14 protein-coding genes are annotated in these 15991 nt (G+C 69.0%); 4 read left to right on the plus strand and 10 right to left on the minus strand.

Annotated elements, in window-relative coordinates; genetic code table 11:
* Window positions 1–45 precede the first annotated feature (45 nt).
* Window positions 46–1665 (minus strand): phytoene desaturase family protein, encoded by a 1620-nt coding sequence (locus GP2_RS12950; RefSeq protein ID WP_006900965.1) that lies wholly within the window; start codon window positions 1663–1665, stop codon window positions 46–48.
* Between the two features lie 56 nt (window positions 1666–1721).
* Entirely contained in the window at window positions 1722–2948 is a 1227-nt protein-coding gene (locus tag GP2_RS12955) for an alpha/beta hydrolase family protein (protein ID WP_210753916.1), read from the minus strand.
* A gap of 204 nt (window positions 2949–3152) precedes the next feature.
* Between GP2_RS12955 and GP2_RS12960 the strand changes: the two genes are divergently transcribed.
* Both GP2_RS12960 and GP2_RS12965 read left to right on the plus strand, forming a co-directional pair.
* Window positions 3153–3983, plus strand: a complete 831-nt coding sequence (locus GP2_RS12960) for an aldo/keto reductase (RefSeq protein ID WP_006900967.1) — start codon at window positions 3153–3155, stop codon at window positions 3981–3983.
* Between the two features lie 62 nt (window positions 3984–4045).
* Window positions 4046–4561 (plus strand): GtrA family protein, encoded by a 516-nt coding sequence (locus GP2_RS12965; protein ID WP_006900968.1) that lies wholly within the window; start codon window positions 4046–4048, stop codon window positions 4559–4561.
* On the opposite strand, the gene GP2_RS12970 is transcribed toward GP2_RS12965, so the two are convergent.
* The 8 genes from GP2_RS12970 to GP2_RS13005 form a co-directional block, all read right to left on the minus strand.
* The gene (locus GP2_RS12970) at window positions 4558–7170 is read right to left on the minus strand and encodes a dipeptide ABC transporter ATP-binding protein (protein WP_006900969.1); all 2613 of its coding nucleotides are present in this window, start codon (window positions 7168–7170) and stop codon (window positions 4558–4560) included. The genes GP2_RS12965 and GP2_RS12970 overlap by 4 nt on opposite strands.
* On the minus strand, window positions 7167–8132 hold the full coding sequence (locus tag GP2_RS12975; RefSeq protein ID WP_006900970.1) for an ABC transporter permease: 966 nt from the start codon (window positions 8130–8132) through the stop codon (window positions 7167–7169). Before GP2_RS12975 ends, GP2_RS12970 begins: the two co-directional genes overlap by 4 nt.
* Complete coding sequence (locus tag GP2_RS12980; protein ID WP_006900971.1) at window positions 8132–9676, minus strand: ABC transporter substrate-binding protein; 1545 nt, start codon at window positions 9674–9676, stop codon at window positions 8132–8134. The genes GP2_RS12975 and GP2_RS12980 overlap by 1 nt, the downstream gene beginning before the upstream one ends.
* 58 nt (window positions 9677–9734) lie before the next feature.
* Complete coding sequence (locus GP2_RS12985) at window positions 9735–10613, minus strand: TIGR03619 family F420-dependent LLM class oxidoreductase (RefSeq protein ID WP_006900972.1); 879 nt, start codon at window positions 10611–10613, stop codon at window positions 9735–9737.
* Between the two features lie 178 nt (window positions 10614–10791).
* On the minus strand, window positions 10792–11736 hold the full coding sequence (glfT1, locus tag GP2_RS12990; protein WP_006900973.1) for a galactofuranosyltransferase GlfT1: 945 nt from the start codon (window positions 11734–11736) through the stop codon (window positions 10792–10794).
* Window positions 11733–12572 carry a galactan export ABC transporter ATP-binding subunit Wzt/RfbE gene (gene wzt, locus GP2_RS12995; protein ID WP_006900974.1) on the minus strand — a complete coding sequence of 280 codons (840 nt, stop codon included), beginning with the start codon at window positions 12570–12572 and terminating at the stop codon, window positions 11733–11735. Before wzt ends, glfT1 begins: the two co-directional genes overlap by 4 nt.
* Window positions 12573–12583: 11 nt before the next feature.
* Complete coding sequence (gene wzm / locus GP2_RS13000; protein ID WP_006900975.1) at window positions 12584–13447, minus strand: galactan export ABC transporter permease subunit Wzm/RfbD; 864 nt, start codon at window positions 13445–13447, stop codon at window positions 12584–12586.
* A gap of 37 nt (window positions 13448–13484) precedes the next feature.
* Window positions 13485–14042, minus strand: coding sequence for a bacterial proteasome activator family protein (locus GP2_RS13005; protein WP_006900976.1), 558 nt, complete (start codon window positions 14040–14042; stop codon window positions 13485–13487).
* A 138-nt stretch (window positions 14043–14180) separates the two neighbouring features.
* Here GP2_RS13005 and GP2_RS13010 point away from each other — a divergent pair, with 138 nt between their 5' ends.
* Together GP2_RS13010 and GP2_RS13015 are read left to right on the plus strand one after the other, a co-directional pair.
* A complete protein-coding gene (locus GP2_RS13010; RefSeq protein WP_006900977.1) occupies window positions 14181–15377 on the plus strand; it encodes a cysteine desulfurase-like protein in 1197 nt (398 codons plus the stop codon).
* 73 nt (window positions 15378–15450) lie between these two features.
* On the plus strand, window positions 15451–15933 hold the full coding sequence (locus tag GP2_RS13015) for a MarR family winged helix-turn-helix transcriptional regulator (RefSeq protein ID WP_006900978.1): 483 nt from the start codon (window positions 15451–15453) through the stop codon (window positions 15931–15933).
* Window positions 15934–15991 lie beyond the last annotated feature (58 nt).

Genomic DNA, 15991 nt, shown 5'->3' on the forward strand with positions numbered 1-15991 from the left:
GAGGTGCGAGGGTTGTCGCACACCGGGCTCGCCTGTGGTGTCGGGCTAGTCGCGGGGCCGCAGTGCATCGGGCCCCAGGACCTTCGCGGCCGCGTTGCGGCCCGGGATCCCGCTCACCCCGCCGCCGCGCCGGGCGCCGGCGCCGCAGAGCAACAGCCGGGGATGCGGGGTCTCCACTCCCCAGGTACCGACCTCTGACGCGGACTCCGCCCACGGCCACCGCAGCGGCTGGTGGAAGATGTTGCCGCCCGGCAGGCCCACGCTCTCCTCGAGGTCCTGCGGGGTCTTCACCTCGATGCACGGCCGGCCGTCGAGGTCGTGGGCGATCACGTTCTGGATGGGCTCGGCCAGCACCGAGTTCAGCGAGGCGAAGGTGGCGCCCACGGCGTGTTCGACGGCGCCCGGCTCGTCGAACACCTCCGGCGGCATGTGCAGCCCGAACAGCGTGAGGGTGTGCCTGCCGGCGAGTTCGGGGCCGAGGATCGACGGGTCGGACAGCGTGTGGCAGTAGATCTCGCACGGCGGCACGTCGGGGACCTCGCCGCGTGCGGCCTGCTTCCACGCCTCGTGCAGCTGCGCGGCGGACTCGTTGACGTGAAAGGTCCCGGAGAACGCGGCGACCGGCGACACCGTGGTGTCGCGCAGTCCGGGCAGCCGGTCGAGGAGCAGGTTGATCTTGAGCTGGGCGCCCTTCGGGTCCGGGTCGCACGGGATCGGGTCGTCGAGCAGCCGGTTGAGCGCCTGCGGGGCGCAGGCCGCGTGGATGACCGATCCGCGCAGGGTCCGCGCGCCGTGGACGGGGTCGGTGACCTCGACCGTGCCGTCGGCCGGGTCGATGCCCGTCACCGCCGCGGCGGTGCAGACCTCGGCGCCGGCCATCGCGGCCGCCTGGTACAGCGACCCGGACACCGCGCCCATGCCGCCGACCGGGACGTCCCAGTCCCCGGTTCCGCCGCCGATCACGTGGTAGAGGAAGCAGATGTTCTGTCGCAGCGACGTGTCGTCGAGGTCGGCGAAGGTTCCGATCAGCCCGTCGGTGGCGACGATGCCCCGCACGACGTCGTCGTCGAAGTACTGGCCGAGCAGGGTGCCGAGGGGGAGGGTCGTCAGCGACTCCCACAGTTCGGCGTCCGAGGTGTCGGTGCCGATCGCGAGTTCGTGCATGTCGGCCGCCGCGCGCAGCGGCTCGATCATCGTCGGGAAGACGCGCCGGGAGATGCTGCCGATGTGGCGGTAGAACGACTGCCACGCCACGAAGGCGGCCGGGGTGAACCCCACGGCGTCCGAGCCCACGCGGTCGCCGTGCAGCGCCCGCCGGAACGACGCGGCGGTCGCGCCGGCGTCGGCGTTGTCGATGAGGATTCCGCGGGCGGGATCGGACGGCAGCGGCGTGTACGAGGCGTAGCGGCGGCGCACGAGCGAGATGTCGAGGTCGAGGTCGGCGATGATCTGCCGCGGCATCAGCGAGACGAGGTAGGAGTAGCGCGACAGCTTGGCGTCGAGCCCGGCGAAGGGCATCGCGGAGATGGTGGCGCCGCCGATGTGGTCGGCCTTCTCCAGGACGACGACGCGGCGTCCGGCACGCGCGAGATAGGCGGCGGCGGTCAGACCGTTGTGTCCCGCGCCGATCACGATGTCGTCGTAGAAAGCAACTGCGGTGCCCATCGATCCAAGGTTCTCAGATCGACGGGCACCGCAGAGGCGTGGAGGGAAAACTCGCGTCAGCGCAGGATGCGCGCCACGAACGGCGTCGAGTCCTTCATCGACGCCAGCACCGCGCTGGAGTGATCGTCCTCGGGGTAGACGAACAGCGTGACCGGCTGGTTGTTCGCCTTCATCTGCGCGTACAGCGAGAGCGCGGACGGCGCCGGGACGTCGACGTCACGCAGGCCCTGGCCGAGGAAGATCGGGCGGTCGTAGCCCTTGTACGGCGTGGCCATGTACTCGTGCAGCGCCGGGCTCAGACCCGGGATCGACATCAGCGGGGCCTTGAACCAGGTGCGGACGTCGTCACCGGCGAGGGCCTTCTTCAGGATCGGGTAGCAGGTGGTGCGACCCTGCTGCAGACGCTGCAGGCCCTTCTGGTTCATCACCTTGGTGATGTTCAGGTCGGGACGGGTGTCGTTGAACCCGGCCAGGATGTAGGCGGTGTAGGCGTTCAGGCTGCCGGGCAGGGTGAACGGCGGGATCGCCGGGCCCAGGTTCTGGTACAGGTACTCCAGGTTCGCGGGGATGCCGGTGGCCACGACGCCGCGGTAGTCCAGGCCCGATCCGCGGCTGAACTCGGTGGCGTAGCGGGCGCCGTTGAGCGCGGCGGCCGCACCCTGCGACTGTCCGATGATCGCCCAGCGCTTGGCCAGCGGCAGATTCATCTGATGCGACGCGACGACGATGTCGACGATGGCGTGCGCGGCGGTCTTGCCGTTGAGGTAGGCCATCAGGCCGGGGGTGCCGAGACCGACGTAGTCGGCGGCGACGACGGCATAACCCTGGTCGAGCCAGTGGCCGAGGTACACCTGGTCGCGCTCGCTGCGCGGGAAGGCCGACGGCGTGCAGTCGTCGTTCATGCCGACGGTGCCGTGCGCCCAGGAGATGACCGGCCAGCCGCCGGCCGGGGCCTTGCCCTTCGGTAGGAACACCGCGCCGGTGCTCGTCGCCATCTTGCCGTGCTGGTTCAGCGACGAGTACTGGATGCGGTAGGCCTCGCCTGCGGCCGGGAGCCACAGCGGCTTGGCGAGCGGGACCTGCGCGATGAGCGTGCCGGCCTTCGCGGGGATGGGTCCGGAGTAGTTGGTGACGTTCAGCCCCGACCAGTTCGGGACACCCACCGACACCGCGTCGTCTGCGCGGGCGGGACCTGCGGTGCCGAGCGCGAGCAGGACCATGCCGAGCCCGGTGAGGACGGAGATGAGCGTGCGTGTCGATCGCGACACGGGGGAACGGGACATGAGGACTGACATGTCTTCGAACCCTAAAGGGCGAAACCGCTCCCGACTGCCACAGCGGGTGCCGATTCGTGCCAATCCTCCGGCAGTTTCCGTGCCGTCGTGCAGAAATGTCGTCCGACGCCGCGAGAGCGCCGTAATGTCCGGTGGTTTCCGGTTGGTCTCGTCGGGGCGCCGACGAGGGCCTTGCGGACATATCCTTGCGGTGTGGACATCCCAACGGTCGCACTCGGCAACGGTCGATCGATCCCTCTCGTCGGCCTCGGCACCCACAACATGATGGGACGTCCCTGCATCGGCGCCGTGAGCTCTGCGATCGAGGCGGGATACCGGCTCATCGACACCGCCCCGCGCTACTGCAACGAGCTCAGCGTCGGGATGGGCGTGGTGAAGTCGACTACCCGCCGCGACGAGTTGATCATCCAGACCAAGCTCAGCGGCGGCGACCAGGGCTTCGACGAGGCCATCAACGCCGCCAAGGAGAGCGCCCGGCGCCTCGGCGTCGGGTACATCGACGTCTACCTCATCCACTGGCCGTGTCCGAGTCTGGGACGCACCGTCGACTCGTGGAAGGCGCTGCTCACGCTCGCCGACGAGGGGTACGTCCGCACGCCGGGCGTCTCGAACTTCAAGCAGCACCACCTGCAGATGCTCTACGACGAAACCGGTTGCTGGCCCGCGATCAACCAGATCCAGTGCTCGCCGGCGCTGCCGCGCACCGAGCTGCGCGAATTCATGGCCGCGCGCGGCATCCACGCGCAGGCCTGGCATCCGACCGGGCGCAAGCAGGGGCTCCTCGCCGATCCGGTGATCCTGCGGATCGCCCGAAAGTACGGCAAGTCGCCGACCCAGATCGCGCTGCGGTGGGCGGTCCAACACGGTATCGGCGTCGTGCCCAAGTCCTCGCATGCCGGGCGGCAGCAGGAGAACGCCGACCTGTTCGACTTCGAGCTCGACGCCACCGACCTGGCCGATCTGGCGACCCTCGACCAGGGTGAAGGCGCGGCGAAGGACTCCGACGTCCACGAGGAGTTCTGACCTCCGCGGGGCGCCCCTGCGCTCGCGGATGGCCGTCACCGATACTCCGCTAGGGTGTCAGCGTGTCTCGACCCGACTCCGGCAGCCAGGATCCCGCAGGTGAACTGCCTCATCACCACGAGGACTTCAAGACCCGGCATGCCCCCATGCCGATCGAGCTGCCCTTCGACGACGAAGAGGCGTCGACCGACGTCGACCTCAAGACGCAGCTGATCCGGTTCGTCGTCACCGGTGCGGGATCGGCCGTCCTCGACTTCGGGCTGACGCTGTTCCTGCAGTACGTGGTCGGGACCCCGGACTGGGTCGCCAAGGCGTTCGGCTTCATCCTCGGCACGACGGTCGCCTACCTGATCAATCGGCGCTGGACGTTCCGCGCCGAACCGAGCGCGGCCCGGTTCATCGCGGTGGTGATCCTCTACCTCGTCACGTTCGCGGTGAACGTCGGCCTCTACAGCTGGCTGTCGTCGCTGTGGCCGCAGACCGCGCTCTACTCGGCGATCGCGTTCGTCATCGCCCAGGGGACCGCGACCGTCATCAACTTCGTGGTTCAGCGGGTGGTCATCTTCCGGATCCGCTAGGCCCGCGCCGGCACCTCGGGCGGGATCGCCGCCAACAGGGTTCTCGTGTACTCGGTCTCGGGCTCGTGCAGGATCCTCGACGCCGGGCCGGTCTCGACCACCCTTCCGTGCTGCATCACCGCGACCGTGTCGCTGATCTGCTCGACCACCGCGAGGTCGTGCGCGATGAACAGGTAGGTCAGTCCCTTCTCGCGCTGTAGTCCGGCGAGGAGGTCGAGCACCCCCGCCTGGACCGAGACGTCGAGGGACGCGGTCGACTCGTCGAGGATGAGGATCTCTGGTTCGGAGGCGAGCGCCCGTGCGATGCAGATGCGCTGACGCTGCCCGCCGGACATCTCGTGCGGGTAGCGGTCGAGGAACGACGCGTCGAGGCTGACGTCGGACAGCAGCTTCTCGGCGCGATCCCGGATCTCGCCGCCTCGGCGGGCCAGTCGGTGGGTGCGCAGCGGCTCGCCGATCGAGGCGGCGACGGTCATCCGCGGGTCGAGCGACGCGGCCGGGTCCTGGAAGACCATCGCGACGCGTCGGCGCAACAGGGCCTCGTCGGCGCCCCGGGCGCCGATGGCCTCGATCTCGCGGCCGTCGACCGACACGCGGATGCTGCCGGTGACGGTGGTGCCCTGTCCGGAGCCGATGAGCCCGGTGATGACGCCGGCGACCGTGGACTTGCCCGAGCCCGATTCGCCGACGATGCCGAGGGTGCGTCCGCGGGCGACCTGTAGGTCGACGCCGTCGGCGGCATGGACGTGGACACGGCCGGCCGGGCCGCGCACCATGTGGTCCACGCCGAGGCCGTCCACGCGGAGTGCGATGTCGCGGGCCTTGTCCGTCGATGCCCCGTGTCCCCGCTGCTCGACCTTGCTGAGCAGCGGCCGGGCGTCGAGGAGCTTCTTCGTGTAGTCGTCGTGCGGGTCGTCGAAGAGCTCTGCGACGCCGCGGCTCTCGACGACGCGCCCGTCGCGCATCACCATGACGCGGTCGGCGATGCGGCCGATCACGCCGAGATCGTGGCTGATCCACAGCACCGCCATACCTCGTTCGCGTTGCAGTTCGGCCACCAGGTCCACGATCTGGGCCTGGGTGGTGACGTCGAGTGCGGTGGTGGCCTCGTCGGCCACGAGGAGGTCGGGGTCGCAGGCCAGTGCGATCGCGATCATCACCCGCTGGCGCTGGCCGCCGGAGAGCTGATGCGGGTAGGCGCGCAAGCGGCTCTCGGGATCGGGCAGGTGCACGTCGCGCAACAGTTGCAGTGCGCGTTCGCGTGCCTGCTGACGGGAGAGCCCGAGGTGGCGCCGCGGTCCCTCGGTGAGCTGCTGCTCGACGGTCAGCAGCGGATTCAGGCTCGACGACGGGTCCTGGAAGACGAAACCCACGCGGGTGCCGTGCAGTGCGCGCAGCCGTGACGCCGGCGCGCCGACGATCTCGGTGCCGGTGAGGACCGACGACCCGGTCACGTAGGCGCTCGGGGCGTCGAACAACCCGGTGGCCGAGAGAACGCTCAGCGACTTGCCCGATCCGCTCTCGCCGACGATCCCGAGGGTTTCGCCGCGGGCGACATGGAAGTCGATGCCGTGGACGATCTTTCGCGGTCCCACACCGACGACGAGGTTCTCGACGCTCAGGACGGCATCGTCGGGAACCGGATCGGTGCGGGCGGCAGCGGTGGTGGCGACCGTCGGTCTCCGCTCGTGGCCGCGATTGCGCAGGAGCGTGCGCTGTCGGGGATCGAGGACATCGCGCACACCGTCGCCGACGAGGTTGAACGCGAACACGGTCAGCAGGATCGCCAGCCCGGGGAACACCCCCATCCACCACGCGTCGGTGATGAACCCCTGTGCGTCGAAGAGCATCCGGCCCCAGGACGGATCGGGCGGTTGCACGCCGAGGCCGAGGAACGACAGGGCCGCCTCGGAGAGGATGGCGAAGGCCAGCGAGATCGAGGTCTGCACGATCACCGGCCCCGAGATGTTCGGCAGCACATGGCGGGCCAGGATCCGCGAGGTCCCGACCCCGGTTCCGCGAGCCGCCTGCACATACTGCGTCTGGCGCACGCGCAGGGTGTCCGCACGGGCCACGCGGGCGAAGATCGGGATGTAGACGACGCCGATGGCGATCATCGCCGACGTGACGCCGGGTCCGAGGATCGCCACGATGGCCAGCGCCAGGAGGAGCACCGGAAACGAGAAGACCACGTCGACGATGCGCATGAGCGCGGTGTCGAGGACGCCGCCGGCGTAACCCGCGACCATGCCGAGGATCACGCCGACGGTCAGCGAGATCGCCACCGCGATGACCGCCACCCGCAGGCTCACCGAGGCCGCGAGCACCACCCGGGAGAAGACGTCGCGTCCCAGGTCGTCGGTGCCGAACAGGTGCGACCAGCTCGGCGCCGCGAGTGCATTCGGCACGTCGATCTCGTTGGCGCCGTAGGGCGCGATGAGCGGTCCGAAGACCGCGCACACCACGACCACCCCGATGACGACGAGCCCGACGACCGAGGCGCGGTTGCGCAGGAACAACCTCCATGCGGAGTCCGTCGACGTGGGTTCGGCACCGGCGGGAGCGCCGGCGGCCGACTCGTCGCCGCTGATGGCTTCGGGCTTGGTCATGACAGGCGGATCCTCGGATCGATGGCGGCGTAGAGGATGTCGACCACCAGGTTGACGAGCAGGAAGATCACCGCGATCAGCAGGATCGCGCCCTGCAGCACCGGATAGTCGCGTGCGGCGACCGAGTCGTACACCAGCAGTCCGAGGCCGGGCCAGGCGAACACGACCTCGACGACGATCACGCCGCCGAGCAGGGCGGCGAACTGGATGCCGGAGATGGTCAGGACCGGCACCAGGGCGTTGCGGCCGACGTGGTCGAGCATGATCCGTTTCCGGTTGAGCCCCTTGGACTCCGCGGTCGTGATGTAGGGCGCGTTGACCACCTCGAGGACCGAGGAGCGCACGTAGCGGGTCATGATGGCGCCGGTGACCAGACCCACGGTGATCGCGGGCAGGACGAGATGCTGCAACCATCCGACCGGACTCTCGGCGAACGACTCGAAGCCCGCCGACGGCAGCCAGCCGAGTGCGGTGGAGAACAACCCGATCAACAGGATGCCCATCCAGAAGTCGGGAACCGAGATGCCGAACTGGCTGATGACGCGGATGACGTTATCGGCCCAACGGCCTTCGCGCAGTGCCGCCGTGAAGCCGAGGGGAACGGCGATCACGAGTGCCACCACGATCGCCGCGAGAGCCAGCGTGATGGTCGCGGGCAGGCGGTCGAACAACATGGTCGTGACGGGTTCGCTGTTGCGGAAACTGACCCCGAGGTCCCCGGTGAACGCGTTGCCCACATACGACGCCAGTTGCGACATGAGCGGCTGGTCCATACCGGACGCGCTGCGCAGCGCGTCGTACGACTCGGGCGTGTAGCGGGTGCCGAGGGCGATGCGCACCGGGTCTCCGGGAACGATCTGGATCAGGAAGAACACCGCGACCATCACTCCGAGGAGCACCGCGACGGTGTAGGCGAGGCGGATCACGATGAACCGCACCAGCGGTGAGCGCAGGACCGTCATCAGGTGTTCCTCTCCAGGCGGACCGAGCGGAAGCGGGCCGCCTTGTCGGAGCGGACGGTGTAGTCGCGGACCGCACGTGAGTACGCCTGCGTCGCCGACGGGTTGTACAGGTACAGGTAGCTCACGTCGTCGGCGATCTGACCGGCCGCCTCCGCATAGATCCGCTTGCGCTCCTCGACGTCGAGTTCGGTGCGCCCGCGGTCGAGCAGCTCGTCGACCCGGCGGTTGGAGTACTTCTGCGCGTTCGACGTCCCCGCCGAATGATGCTGCGCGTAGTAGAAGTCGTCGGGATCGATGTTGCCGAGCCAGCCGAGCATCAGCGCGTCGAAGTCGCCGGCCGCCTGACGGTCGAGCCAGGCGCCGAAGTCGAGTTGCTCGATCTTCACCGCGATGCCGATCTTCTCCAGGTTGGACGCCACCACCTGCGCCGCGGTCACCGTCTCGGGGTATTCGGTGGTGACCATCAGGCGCATGTCCGTGCTCCGGATGCCTGCCTGCCGCAACAGGTCCCGCGCCTTGTCCAGCGCGGCGTCGTGGTCGGGGCCGACCGAATACCGGTCGTAGGGGGCGTACCAGGGGCTGGTCGACGGGATGGCCAGCTGATTGGGGTTCGCGGTACCGTACCCGATCACCTGGGCGATCGAATCTCGGTCCACCGCATACGAGACGGCCTGGCGGACGCGGGGATCGTCGAAGGGCTTCGCCTCGAAGTTCATCGTGATGTACCAGTAGTCGTTGGACACCACGGTGCCGACGACCAGGGCGTCGTCGCGGGAGAGGACCGACAGTTGTTGGGCGGGAACGGCATCGGTCCAGTCGATCTCGCCCGAGCGGAGCGCGGAGGCGGCGGTCGTGCCCTGGGAGATGAAGCTGTACCGGATTCCCTCGATCGCCGGCGGGCCGGCCCAGTGATCGGGATTGGCGGCGAGGTCGATCCAGGCGCCGGGGGAGCGGGAAGTGAACGAGAAGGGCCCCGTTCCCACCGGCTTCGTCGCGATCTCCCCGGATTCCACGTTGCGGCGGTTGACGATCGCGAGTCCCTTGAACCCGCCGATGTTGGTCAGCAGGTTGGGGGTCGGATCGGTGACGGTGAACTCGACCCGCCGCTCGTCGAGGGCGGTGACCGACTCGATCGCCGCGAGCTTCCAGGCGTTCGACAGTTCTTCGTCGATGATGCGGCGGAACGAGAACTCGACGTCCGCGGCGGTGAGCGGGTCGCCGTTGTGGAAGGTGATCCCGGGTCGGAGGAGGAAGATCCAGCGCCGGCCGTCTGGGCTGACCTCCCAACTCTCGGCCAGGGCCGGGCGCATCCGGAGTTGGTCGTCGGGTTCGACGATGGTGTCGAAGACGTTCTCGAGAACCTCGAAGGTGAAGTAGGAGCTGGATTTCTGGGGATCGAGCTGGTCGGGCTCGCCGGCGATGGCCACCCGTAGCGTGTTGGGGGAGACCGACGCCCCGCCGCAGGCGGCGAGCGCCGACGCGCCGAGGACCGAGGCTCCGGTGAGACCCGCGAGGGTGAAGAACCTGCGCCTGCTCAATGGCATGACGCGCGCGTACCCGGGGACGGCGCGCCCCAAACCGCCCCGGGGCCCGGTCAGACGGTCAGCCGTTCACCTTGGCGATCACGTTCTCGGCATACCAGTTCAGGTGGTCGATCTTCTTCTGCAGCGGCTCGGTGTCCTCGCCCATGATGTAGGGCAACCGGAATCCGACGATCACGTCGGTGATGCCCTTGTCCTCCAGGCGCTTACATCCGTCGACGGTGTAGGCGTCCATCGAGATCACGTGGATCTCGAAGGGATCGTTCGCCTTGCCCTCGGCCTTGCGGATCTCGTCGATGCGCTTGAGCAGGGCGTCGAGCTCCTCCGGCGGGCCGCCGCCGTGCATCCAGCCGTCGCCCCGGATGACCGCCCGCTTGAGCGCGGCGTCGGCGTGGCCGCCGACCAGCAGCGGGATCGGCTCGGTGGGCGCCGGCGTCATCTTGATCTTCGGGATGTCGTAGAACTCGCCGTGGAACTCGAAGTATTCGCCGGTGGTGAGCCCGCGGATGATGTCCATGCACTCGTCCATCCGCTTGCCGCGACGCCGGAAGTCCACGCCCATGAAGTCGTAGTCCTCCGGCCACGGGCTCGTGCCCACGCCGAGGGCGAGGCGGTTGTCGGTCAGGTAGGCGACCGAGCTCGCCTGCTTGGCCACCAGCACCGGCGGCCGGACCGGCAGCTTCAGGACGAACGGGGTGAACCGGATCGTCGAGGTGACCGCGCCGAGCGCCGCGGCCTGGATGAACGTCTCGATGAACGCCTTGCCGTCGAGGAACTCGCGGTTCCCGTCGGGGGTGTAGGGGTACTTCGCGTCCGATTCCTCGGGGTAGGCGATCGAATCCGGGATCGTGAACCCCGCGAACCCGGCCTTCTCCGCGGCCTGCGCGAGCGGCGCGTAGTACGACGGGTCGGTCATGGCCTCGGCGAAGGTGAACCGCATTGTGCTCCTCGTGACGGCGCGGACGGACTCCACCCAGAGTAGAACACGTTCTAGTTTGGCGGGAGGGGATTTGCCGTCCGCCCAGGTCGGAGGGGGAGCGAAGATGCGGCCGCCGGTGCTGGAACCCGCGACCAGATGCCGCGACTCGGCGTGTTCGGGGAACAGGGAAGCGTTCGCCCTACGGCCGCTCGAACCTCTCCCGGCGCCCCAGGCCGCGCAGCCGGACCCACTCGGCGAAGCCCTTCGGATCACGTTGCTGCACAAGGAAGAACCAGCCGAAGCGGGCGTACTCCTGGGGCAGCAGCTTGCGCATCCCGGGCTGGCTCATCAGGTACCCGCGGTTGCGGTAGGTGAAGTAGCGCTTGACCTCGTTGTCCGGGTATTGGGTGTGCATCCGCCCGCCGAGGATGGGCCGGAACTCCGCCGACCCGTCGGGGTGCAGGTAACCGGCCCGCAGGCAGGTCCCGAACCGCGCGCCGGACCGCGCCAGGCGGCGGTGGATCTCGACCTCGTCGCCGCGGAAGAACAGGCGAAGGTCGGGGACCCCCACCCGCTCGAGGCACTCGGCCGAGAACAGCGCGCCGTTGAACAACGACGCGATGCCGGGCAGGAGGTCGTCCTCCTGCGCCTCACCGTCGGCGAAGAGTTCCGAGCGCTTGCGGCGCCACACGAGCCCGCGGCGCAGCGGGAACGCGAGGGTGTCCGGATCGTCGAGGTTGGCGACGACCGGCGACACCTCGTCGAGGCCGTGGCGCTTCGCGCAGTCGAGGAGGGTGGACAGGACGGTCGCGCCGTCGGGGCGGCCGTCGTCGTCGGCGCACCAGACCCAGTCGGCGCCGAGCGCCAGCGCCTGCAGCATGCCGAGGGCGAAGCCGCCGGCACCGCCGAGGTTGCGCTTGGACCCGATGTAGGTGGTGGGAACCGGCTGCGCGGCAACCAGTTCGGCGACCTCCGACTCGTCGGCGTTGTCCACGACGACGAGATGGTCGACGGGGCGGTCCTGGCCGGACACGATCGTCAGCGACTCGGCGAGCAGCTCGACGCGACGATGGGTGACCACCACCGCGATCACCTTCTCGGCCGGGGCCGGTGTCGCGCCGTGGTCGGGGTGATCCGGGCTCACTCGGACGCCTTCGTGGAGTCGTCGGCCTTGACCTCGGCCATGATCTTGCGGACGTGCGCGGCCGCGGCGGGGCCCTCGTAGGCCTCGACGACCTCGTCGATCCCGCCCTCCATCCGGACCTCGCCCTTGTCGATCCACAGGGCGCGGTCGCAGAGCTGGGCGAGGAACTCGTTGGAGTGGCTGGCGAAGACGAGGATGCCCGAACGCTCGACGAGCGCCTGCAACCGTCCACGCGCCTTCTTCATGAACTCCGCGTCGACCGCGCCGATGCCCTCGTCGAGGATCAGGATCTCCGGGTCGATCGACGTCACCACGCCGAGCGCGATGCGCACCCGCATGCCGGTGGAGTAGGTCCGCAGCGGCATCTGCAGGTAGTCGCCGAGCTCGGTGAACTCCGCGATGTCATCGATCTTCTTGAGCATCTCCTTGCGGGTCATGCCCAGGAACATGCCGCGGATGATGATGTTCTCGTAGCCGGAGATCTCCGGGTCCATGCCGACGCCGAGATCGAAGACGGGCGCCACCCGGCCCTGCACCCGGCAGGCGCCGCGGGTCGGCTCGTAGATGCCCGACAGCAGGCGCAGCAGCGTCGACTTGCCGGCGCCGTTGTGGCCGACGAGGCCGACGCGGTCGCCGTGCTTGAGATGGATGTTGATGTTCTTGAGCGCCTCGACGACCACGACGTTGGACGCGTTGGCGCCGATGACGCCACCGGCCGCGCCGATGACCGACTTCTTCAGCGACCGGGTCTTGGCGTCGAAGATCGGGAAGTCGACGCACGCGTCCCAGGTGTCGACGCGGACCCGCGTATCGGGGGCGATGTTCTTCTTGGCCATCAGTACAGTCCCTACACCCAGTACGCCACGCGGGCCCGGTAGTTGCGCATCACCAGCATGCCCAGGATCCAGCCGAACGCGGTGCATCCGAGGACGACCGCCCAGTGGTAGAACTCCACCGGCTGGCCCAGCAGCGGGCCGCGGGCGATCTCCAGGTAGTGGAACATCGGGTTGAGCTCGACGAGCTTCAGCCGCGACGAGGTCTCACCGGTGGCGTTGGACAGGCTGGTGGTGGTCCAGATGATCGGCGTCATGAAGAACACCAGGCGCACCGCGGTGGTCAGCAGCTGGCCGATGTCGCGGAACCGGGTCGACAGGATGCCGAACACGATCGTCACCCAGATCGAGTTGAGCATGTAGAGCACCAGGGCCGGGACCACCAGGAACGCGCTCCAGCCGATCGGCGGCGGGAAGATCAGGAAGACGATCACGATGATCGCCACGTTGTGGGCGAAGATGATCAGCGCTCGCCACACCACCCGGTAGACGTGCACGCTCACCGGTGCCGGCAGCTGCTTGATCAGGCCCTCGTTCTTGGAGAACACCTCGGAACCGTCGAGGATCGAGCTCTCGATGAAGTTCCAGAAGATGAAGCCGAGGGTGACGTAGGGCAGGAACACCTTGATGTCCATGCCGAACAGCTCGCCGTAGAGCAGCCCCATCGCGGTCGCGGTGACGGCGGTGGCGATGGTGATCCAGAACGGTCCCAGCGCCGACCGCCGATACCGTTGCTTGATGTCCTGCCAGCCGAGGTGGAACCAGAGTTCGCGGCTGGCGAGACCGTCGCGGAGATCCTTGACCGCACGCGCGAAGGTGCGTGACTCAGAGCTCTCGGGACGCGCGGGAATCGCGTCGTCGTCTACTACCGCTGACACGAGGAGTCAGCGTACCCGCGTTGCGGGGAGTCCCACCTCAGAGGTACTGGCCGGTGCTGTGACCGGGGTTGTGCTGGGCGGCCTGCATGCCGGCCGGCAGCGCGCCCTGGCGCATCTGCTCGAGCTGTGCCCGCGCGGCCATCTGCTGGGCGAACAGCGCGGTCTGGATGCCGTGGAACAGGCCTTCCAACCAGCCCACGAGCTGGGCCTGGGCGATGCGCAGCTCGGCGTCGGACGGCGTCTCCTCGTCGGTGAAGGGGAGGGCGAGCCGCTCGAGTTCCTCGCGCAGCTCGGGGGCCAGGCCGTCCTCGAGCTCGCGGATCGAGGACTGGTGGATCTCCCGCAGCCGGTTGCGCGACGCCTCGTCGAGAGGAGCGGCGCGCACCTCCTCGAGGAGCTGCTTGATCATGGTGCCGATCCGCATGACCTTCGCGGGCTGCTCGACCATGTCGGCCACGCTCGTCGACTCGTCGGACGAGTTCTGGTCCTCGGCCTTGCCGGGCTGCTCTCCGCGCGACCCGACGATGATCACGTTGTTGTCGGGCCTGATCACGCCGGGATCGGGCCCCTGTCCTGGAGTGCCATCGATAGCCATGACTCTCATTGTGCCCGGTCGGCGGTCGGCGATGGGCCGGGGCGCGGGTTTCGTCCGCTCTCGGGCCTCGACGACGGCGTCGTGCGTGGCTCGCGGGACGGCCGGGGTGGGCCCGGATGCGGCGTCTATCCTCGTGCCATGACTTTCGACGTCGCCTATGTGCGTGGATTGATTCCATCGCTGGGCGACGGCTGGATTCACCTCGATCCGCAGGCGGGGATGCAGGTTCCCGACTCCGTCGCCACCGCGGTGACCACCAGCTTCCGGCACCTCGCGACCGCGCCGGGCGGGGTGTACCCGTCGGCGCGGGCCGCGGCCGAGGTGACCGACAGCGCGCGTCGCGCGATCGCCGACCTGGTCGGGGGCGACGCCGCCGGTGTCGTGCTCGGCGCGTCGCGGTACGCGTTGCTCTCCGTCCTCGCCGAGGCGCTCGCCCCGCACGCCTTCGTCCGCGGCGACCTCGTGGTGACCCGGCAGGACGACGAGCCCAACATCGTGCCCTGGCTCCGAGCCGCCGAGCGCTACGCCGGTCGTATCCGCTGGGCCGAGGTCGACGTGGAGACCGGCGCCCTGCCGACATGGCAGTTCGGCGAGCTGATCACCCCTGACACCGAGATCGTCGCGGTCACGCTGGCGTCGTCGACGATCGGCGCCATCACCGACATCGGCGAGATCGCCCCACTCGCCCGGCAGTCGGGGGCGCTGCTCGTCGTCGACGCCACCAGCGCCGCGCCGTACCTGACCCTCGACATCGACGAGCTCGGCGCCGACGTGCTGGTCGTCTCGGCCGAGCGATGGGGCGGTCCGCGCGTGTCGGCGATGGTGTTCCGCGAACCGCGCGTGATCGACCGGCTGAAGATGATGTCGATGGACCCGACCGCGACCGGCCCGGCGCGGTTGGAGCCGGAGCCGCTGCAGCCGTCGCTGCTGGCGGGGCTGGTGGCCTCGGTGGAGCATCTCGCCGGGCTGGACGAGGACGTCATCGGCAAGCGCCGTCGCCGCCTGGTCGCCTCCATGGACGGCGTCTACGAGTACCTGCAGCGGCTCGGCTACTACCTCATGTCGACGCTGTCGCAGCTCAACCATGTGAACGTGGTGGGCGCGGAGGAGAACCGGGTGCCGTTGGTGAGTTTCACGGTGGACTCGGTCGGCGCGAAGGATGTCGTCCGGCGTCTCGCCGACAACGGGGTGTGCGCCCTCGCCGACGTCCCGAACCGGGCGCTGGTGCGGATGGGCGCGCCCGACTTCGGCGGCGCGGTGACGGTCGGGCTGGCGCCGTACTCGACCCCCTACGAGGTGGACCACCTGGTGCGCACTCTCGGGTCGCTCGCCTGAGCGCAGGGTGCACCCGGTCACAGAAACTCACTGTCTCGTGCACAAAATTTACAACAATGTATGTTGGCACGTTGTGTCGGGAAAGAACCACACCACGGCCGTTCGGCGCGCGTTGACATCCGACGAGGCGCAGAGCTGGCTCGAACTGGTCGACGGCGGGTGGGCGCTCTTCGAGCGCATCAACGACGAGTTCGTCCGGCGCGGGCTCTCGCTCTCCGACCTGCGCATCCTGGAGGTGATCGGCCAGTCGCCGCGGCAACTGGTGAGCGAGGTCGCCGACGCGGTCCACATGCGGGTGAGCACCGTGTCCCGGATGATCGGGCGGCTCTGCGACGTCGGCGACGTCGAGCGGCTGGAGTCCAAGGCCGACGGCCGGTATCGCCTCGTGCGGCTGACCGAGCAGGGGCAGGCCACGCTGGAGACCCACGTCCTGCTTCGCGACCGCGTCATCCGGCGGTACGTGGTCGACGCGTTGACCGCCGACGAGTTCGCCGCCCTCGGGTCCGCGTTCGGCAAGATCCGTGCGGCCCTGGCCGCGGCGGACGCCGGGGAGTAGCCCGCGGGCCCGGTGTCCGACGGTCGGCACCGCCGGCCAGGCGACCTCGCCGCCCGTC

This window comes from Gordonia paraffinivorans NBRC 108238, from assembly GCF_000344155.1.
Classification (GTDB): domain Bacteria; phylum Actinomycetota; class Actinomycetes; order Mycobacteriales; family Mycobacteriaceae; genus Gordonia; species Gordonia paraffinivorans.